Source organism: Burkholderia sp. Ac-20353, assembly GCF_017104785.1.
In the GTDB taxonomy this organism is placed as follows: Bacteria; Pseudomonadota; Gammaproteobacteria; order Burkholderiales; family Burkholderiaceae; genus Burkholderia.
The window spans coordinates 1-4,047 of record NZ_JAAGPL010000369.1 but is presented as its reverse complement, the minus strand read 5'-3'; the positions used below and the strand labels follow the sequence as shown (position 1 = coordinate 4,047).

The 4,047-nt window shown below is 68.7% G+C and carries 3 protein-coding genes; all 3 read right to left on the bottom strand.

Going from position 1 to position 4,047, the window contains the following annotated elements:
- Nucleotides 1-282 (bottom strand): LLM class flavin-dependent oxidoreductase (locus tag G3N94_RS40185; RefSeq protein ID WP_241022343.1); only part of this gene is annotated, 282 nt, incomplete at its 3' end.
- A gap of 20 nt (nucleotides 283-302) precedes the next feature.
- Nucleotides 303-1,676, bottom strand: a complete 1,374-nt coding sequence (locus tag G3N94_RS40180) for an LLM class flavin-dependent oxidoreductase (protein ID WP_205799733.1) — start codon at nucleotides 1,674-1,676, stop codon at nucleotides 303-305.
- Between the two features lie 13 nt (nucleotides 1,677-1,689).
- Nucleotides 1,690-3,807 carry a TonB-dependent receptor gene (locus G3N94_RS40175; protein ID WP_205799732.1) on the bottom strand — a complete coding sequence of 706 codons (2,118 nt, stop codon included), beginning with the start codon at nucleotides 3,805-3,807 and terminating at the stop codon, nucleotides 1,690-1,692.
- Between the last annotated feature and the right edge of the window lie 240 nt (nucleotides 3,808-4,047).

The following is a 4,047-nucleotide window of genomic DNA, read 5'->3' as shown; positions in this document are numbered from 1 at the left end:
CAGCGCGTCGAGCACGGCGGCGTCCTCGGCGACGCGCAGCGGCGATTCGAGCGGCAGCACGATCACGCCGGTGCCGAGCGCGATGCGGCGCGTGCGGCGCGCGGCGGCCGCGAGCAGCACGAGCGGCGACGGCAGCCGGCCGGTTTCCCGGCCGAAATGATGCTGGGCCACCCACGCGCTGTCGAAACCGAGCGCTTCGGCGGCCTCGATCAGCGCGAGCGTGTCGTGTAGCACTCGCGCGGACGTGTTCGATGCGTCCGGCGCGTAGACGCGCGTCAGCATGCCGAGTCGGAAGCGTCGCGTCATGCGGTTTCTCCTCCGACCGGGCCCACCGTATCGCCGCGCAACGACGATGGCGGCCGCACGAACGGCGGGCGCGGCAGGCCGAGCTGGTCGCGCAGCGTCGGCCCTTCGTATTCGGTGCGGAACAGCCCGCGGCGCTGCAGCTCGGGCACGACCAGCTCGACGAAGTCGTCGAGGCCGCCGGGCGCCCACGCGAACGCGACGTTGAAGCCGTCCGCGCCATGCGAAAGGAACCATTCCTCGAAATGGTCGGCGATCGTCTTCGGCGTGCCGGCCACCACGCCGGCGCTCGCGAAGCGCTCGTAGAGCTGGCGGATCGTCAGGTTCTCGCGGCGCGCGAGATCGACGATCAGCTGCTGCCGGCTCTGGCTGCGGTTGCTCGGCGGCAGGTCGGGCAGCGGCCCGTCGAGCGGATAGCCGGACAGGTCGATGTCGCCGGCGTTGTCGGCGACGAGGCGCAGCCCGAGCACCGGATCGATCAGGTCCTGCAGCGCGCGCAGCTTGTCGCGCGCGTCGGCCTCGGTGGCGCCGACGATCGGCATCACGCCGGGCAGGATCTTCAGATGGTCGGGCTGGCGACCGTAGCGCGCGAGGCGCCCCTTGACGTCCGCATAGAAGGCCTGCGCGTCGTCGAGCCGATGCTGCGCGGTGAAGATCACTTCCGCGCAGCGTGCCGCGAGTTCGCGGCCGGCGTCCGACGACCCGGCCTGTACGAGCACCGGATGGCCCTGCGGCGCGCGCGCGACGTTCAGCGGGCCGCGCACGCTGAAATGCGGGCCGTGATGATTGAGCACATGCAGCTTGCGGTGATCGAAATGCAGGCCGGTTGCCTTGTCCTCGATGAATGCGTCGTCTTCCCAGCTATCCCAGAGCCCCGCGACGACGCGCCGGAATTCGTCGGCGCGCGCATAGCGATCGGCGTGCGCAAGATGCGGCGCCGCGCCGAAGTTCGCGGCTTCGTCGGGCACGACCGACGTGACGAGATTCCAGCCAGCGCGGCCGCCGCTCAGGTGATCGAGCGACGCGAACTTGCGGGCGATGTGGTACGGCGCGTTGTAGGTCGTCGTCGCGGTCGCGATCAGGCCGATGCGGTGCGTGACGGCCGCGAGCGCCGCGAGCAGCGTGAGCGGCTCGAAGGTCTCGGCGCGTGCGCTGCGGCGCAGCGAGTCGACGTGGCTGCCCTGCGTCGCGACGACGTCCGCGACGAACAGCGCGTCGAACTTGCCGCGCTCGGCCGTCCGCGCCATCCGGCGGTAATGCGCGAAATCGCGGTTGCCGTTGGGTTGCGCGAGCGGGTGGCGCCAGCCGACGACGTGGCTGCCGGTGCCGTTCAGCATCGCGTTGAGTTTCATCCTGTCGGTGCGGCGCGTCATCCTGCGAGCCTCCTCAGAACGTGTAGGTCACGCGCACGCCGACCGTGCGCGGCTGGCCCGCCGCGGCGACGTTCGTGCCGGGCAGGAAGAAGTTCTTCGTCAGGTCGTACTGGCGGTTGAACAGGTTGCGCGCCCACAGTGCGACGTCCCAGTGCCGGTCGGGCGACGTGACGGTCAGGCTCGCGTTGAAGAGCCAGTACGCGTCGGCGGTGTAGTTCGGGCCGAGCAGCAGCAGTTGCGAATACGCGTCGCGATAGCTGTAGTTCGTCTCCGCGCGCAGCCGGTAGCCGTCCGCGAGCCAGCTGTATGCAACCTGCCCGCCGTAGCTGAGGCGCGGGAAGCTGAGCGCGGTGCCGTTGTAGTCGGTGAACACGTTGTGGCCGCTCGCGGCCGATGCCTGCGTGTTGTACGTGACGAACGGCGCCGTGTACTTGCCGCCCTTGTAGCCGACGTATTGCGAGAACTCGAGCCCGCGCACGGGCTGCCACTTCAGCTCGGTCTCGATGCCGTCGATGCGCGATTTCGGTGCGTTGACGAACGTGCCGATCAGCGACTGCGAATTCGGGTCGAACGTCGCGGACAGCACCTGCTGGTCGCGGTAGTCGTAGTGGAACGCCGACAGGTTCCAGCGCAGCGTGCGCGTGAGGTCGCTCTTGAAGCCGACTTCGTATGCGGTCAGCGATTCCGGCTTGAACGGCGCGAGCGCGCTCGAGTTGCCGGTATTGTGCGCGGTGAAACCACCCGACTTGTAGCCGCGGCTCACGCTCGCGTACAGCAGCGTCGCCGGCGCGAGATCGAATTCGAGGCCGACCTTGCCCGACGTGCCGTTCGACGTCAGCGACTGGTTCACGTCACCGGCCTGGAAGCCCGCGAACGGCACGAACGACGGCGTCAGCATGCCGGATGCGAAGCCGCGCAGCTCGCGCTTCTCGTGTTCCTGGCGCAGCCCGACGATGCCGCGCAGGCGCTTCGTGATGTCGTAGGTCGCCTGTCCGTACGCGCCGAGCGTATCGACCGATTGCCGGTAGCGAGACAGCGCGATGAAGCCGAGCCGGTCGCTGAAGTCGGAATAGAACTTCTCGTCGAGATCGTCGTGCGAGTAGAACAGGCCCGTGACCCAGCGCAGACGCGTGTCGCCGCGCGACGACGCACGCAGCTCCTGCGTGACTTCGTTGACGGTGTCGTCGAAGTACTCGTCCGAGTCGTGATTCTGCGTCGCGTCCCAGTCCGCGTATTCGCGACGGTGCAGGTAGTTGTACGCGGTGATGCTCTTCAGCTCGACCGGGCCGAGGTTCCATGTCGCGGTGAGGTCGACGCCGCCGTTCACGTTGTTGCGGCCTGGCTTCGCGTCGGTCGACAAGCCCGTCACGCGCGAGAACGCGGGGCTCACGCCCCAGCCCGTTTTCGTGTGGTCGGCGTCGGCGGGGATCACCTGGCCGGTCTTGGCCGACGTGTACGGCGTGAACAGGTACAGGCCCTCGTTGTCGGACTTGTCGAAGCCGCCGTGCGCGCCGAAGTGCAGCTTGAAATCGCGGGTGACGTCCCAGTCGAGCTGGCCGCGCGCGGCCGCACTGTCATGGTTGCCGAGCGTCTGGTTCGTCGCGCGGTTGTTCTGCCACGCGCCGAAGTCCTGCGTCGTGAACGCGAAGCGGCCGCGCACGCGATCGCTCAGCGGCCCCGACACATAGCCCTCGGTCGTGAACAGGTTGTGCGTGCCGTATTCGGCGGACACGCCCGCTTCGAAGTCACGGGTCGGCTGGTTCGTGATGAAGTTGATCGTGCCGCCCGTCGTGTTGCGGCCGTACAGCGTGCCCTGCGGCCCGCGCAGCACCTCGACGCGCGCGATGTCGAACAGTTGGCCCTGGGTCTGGATCGGCAGCGCGTATGCGACGTCGTCGACGTTCACGCCGACCGTCGACGCGTTGTTCGACGTGTAGTCGCTGAAGCCGACGCCGCGAATCCGGAACTGCGGCTGCCCGCCTCCGAACGCGGGTTCGACCTCGAGGTTCGGTGTTGCGTGCTGCAGGTCGTTGACGGTTTCGACGTTCAGCGTCTTCAGCTCGTCGCCCGAGACGACCGACACCGACGTGCCGACCCGCTGCGCCGATTGCACACGCCGTTCGGCGGTCACGATGACGTCCTTGAGGTGGGCTTCTGCGATTGGTGCGTCCGTTCTCGTGGCGGCCTTTGCGCCGGGTATTGCGCCCGGTTTTGCGCCGGACTGCGCGTCCGATTGTGTGCCGGGTTTCGCGCCTGGCTTTGTGTCCGACTTCGCGCCGGGTTTCGCGCGCGGCGACGACGTGTCCGGCGCGGTGGCCACGGCAGCCGCCGACGCGGCTGCCGACGCGGCGGCCGATGTCGCGGCCGTGGC